Annotated in this window: 3 protein-coding genes; 1 reads left to right on the top strand and 2 read right to left on the bottom strand. The window is 76.0% G+C overall.

The features are described 5' to 3' along the window. A partial coding sequence (locus VGB14_02180; GenBank protein HEX9991715.1) for a diguanylate cyclase occupies positions 1–1,752 on the bottom strand: 1,752 nt, incomplete at its 3' end. Positions 1,753–1,809: 57 nt separating this feature from the next. Here VGB14_02180 and VGB14_02185 point away from each other — a divergent pair. Then, a complete protein-coding gene (locus VGB14_02185; GenBank protein ID HEX9991716.1) occupies positions 1,810–1,935 on the top strand; it encodes a hypothetical protein in 126 nt (41 codons plus the stop codon). A gap of 27 nt (positions 1,936–1,962) precedes the next feature. Here VGB14_02185 and VGB14_02190 read toward each other — a convergent pair. Beyond that, on the bottom strand, positions 1,963–2,192 hold a 230-nt coding region (locus VGB14_02190; GenBank protein HEX9991717.1), incomplete at its 5' end, for a hypothetical protein.

Below are 2,192 nucleotides of genomic sequence, written 5' to 3' on the forward strand. Positions count from 1 at the left end.
CCCGGCCCGGGCCAGCCGGTCGACGAAGGCTCGGTCGATGATGGCGTGGTCGACGGACAGGTCGCCGAGCCGGGCCAGGGTCGACAGGCCGGTGGCGAAGTCGGCCAGCGCCACGCTCACGCCGAGGGCCCGGAGCCGGCCGACCACGTCGTCGACCGAGCCCGGCCCGCCGCTCACGAGCGCCTCCTCGGGCGCCTGGAGGACGAGTCGCGAGGGCGGCAGCTGGTGGCGGTCGAGCACGGCGGCCAGGCGCCTCGGCAGGTCGGGGTCGCGGAGGCTGGCGGCCGGGAAGTCGACGGCCAGCCAGAGGTTCACGCCGTCGTCGAGCCAGCCGCAGGCGTCGGCCCCCGCGAGGTCGACGACGCGGAGGGCCAGGTCGGTGCCGAGCCCGGCCGTCTCGGCCAGCGCCGCCAGCTCGGCCCGCGCGACGGGCCCGTGCTCCGGGTGCTCCCACCGCACGAGCGCCTCCACCCCGACGGGGCAGCCGTCGGTCGCCACCCTGGGCTGGTACTCGACCACCAGGCCCTTGGAGCTCGCCACCGCCCACCGCAGGTCGGCCACCTGGGTGAGGCGGGACCGGTGGTGCGACTCGGTGGCCGGGCTGAACAGGTGGAAGCGGGCCTCGCCCTCCTTGGCGACGTACATGGCGGCGTCGGCCCGCTGGACGAGGGCGGTGCCGTCGTCGGCGTGGTCGGGGAACAGGGCCCCGCCCATGCTGGCCCCGACGGACACGCCCACCCCGTCGAGCACGAGGGGCCGGTCGAACGCCTTGCCGATCCGGTTGGCCGCCGTCACCAGCCCGTGCGCGTCCTCGACGTCGGGGAGGATCACGGCGAACTCGTCGCCGCCCAGCCGGGCCACGGTGTCCGACCCCCGGAGCGCGCCCGTCAGCAGGCTCGCCGCGTGCTGGAGCACCTTGTCGCCCTGGTGGTGGCCGAGGGAGTCGTTGACCTCCTTGAACCCGTCGAGGTCGATGACGATCAGCCCGCACCGCCCTCCCCGGCGGCGGGCCGACGCGATCGCCTGGTCGAGGCGGTCGCGGAACAGGGTCCGGTTGGGCAGGCCGGTCAGGGCGTCGTGGACGGCGAGGTGCTCGCTCTCCTCGGCTCGGCGGCGCAGCGGGCTGGTGGCCTGCCAGGCGATCGGCAGCAGCGAGATCCACATGACGGCCAGGCCGCCGGCGAGGGTGAGCTGGATGCGACGGACGTCGTCGTCGATGGTCGGGCCGACGACCGTGTCGGGGGCGACGACCTCGAGGGCGCCCAGGATCGCGCCGCCCGGCTCCAGCCGGACGGCCTGGTGGAGGCGGAGGAGGCGGTACTCGCCGTCGGCGGCCATGGCCCGGCCGGCGAACTCGCTGCTCGACTCGCCGGCGAGGGCGTCGGCCAACGGGGCGAGGTCGACGCGGGCGCCCATCTCGGTCTCGTCGGTGGCGAACACGACGATCCCCTCCCGGTTGACGACCCGGACCTCGACGGCGACCGGCGCGGGCGCCGGGATGCCCTTCAGGAGGTTGCGGAGGCCGGCGGCCCGGTCCTCGGGGATCGGCCGCTCGAAGTCCTCCTCGGTGATGAGGTTGCGGACGAACAGGTCGAGGACGACCGACGACTCGGTGGTGTACACGTCGAGCGCCCGCTGCTCGACCGACCGGCGCACGGCCCGGCCGAGGACGAGGCCGAGCACGACGACGGGGAGCAGGCTGACGACGGCGAAGCGGACCATGAGGTCGGTCCGTTGGCGCGCGACAGCCACACGGTCCCATCGGCAGGAGCCCGCCCGCCATGAACGATCGGCGGGAAGATCGTCGACATGAGCGACATCTCCGACGATCGTCCCCCCGACCCCGAGCCGGACCCCGCCGAGGTCCAGCCCACCGACAACTCCTCGGGCGCCCCGGTCGACGCCGACGCCCTCGACGAGATCGAGCGCGAGTAGCCCGCCCGACGGCCGCGGGCCGGGCGCCTAGGGGCGGCCGGCGTCGGCCCGGCGGTCGCGCTCGAAGGCGCCGACGTCGGGGTCGGCGATGGCCTCGGCCATCGTCGGCGGCACGCCGGGGGCCTGGCGGGCCGGCGGCGCCGTCTTGGCGCCCGGCGAGGCGGCCGCCCGGTCCTGGAGCTCCTCCCACACCGCGGCGGCCTGGTCCACGCACACGACGACCAGGTCGCCGGGGTTGGCCCGGTCCAGCGCGCACC

The sequence above is a fragment of the Acidimicrobiales bacterium genome (assembly GCA_036399815.1).
In the GTDB taxonomy this organism is placed as follows: domain Bacteria; phylum Actinomycetota; class Acidimicrobiia; order Acidimicrobiales; family DASWMK01; genus DASWMK01.

Excerpts from the sequence above, each read along its gene's own strand:
- VGB14_02185 (HEX9991716.1), top strand. The coding sequence starts at position 1,810 with ATGAGCGACATCTCCGACGATCGTCCCCCCGACCCCGAGCCGGACCCC.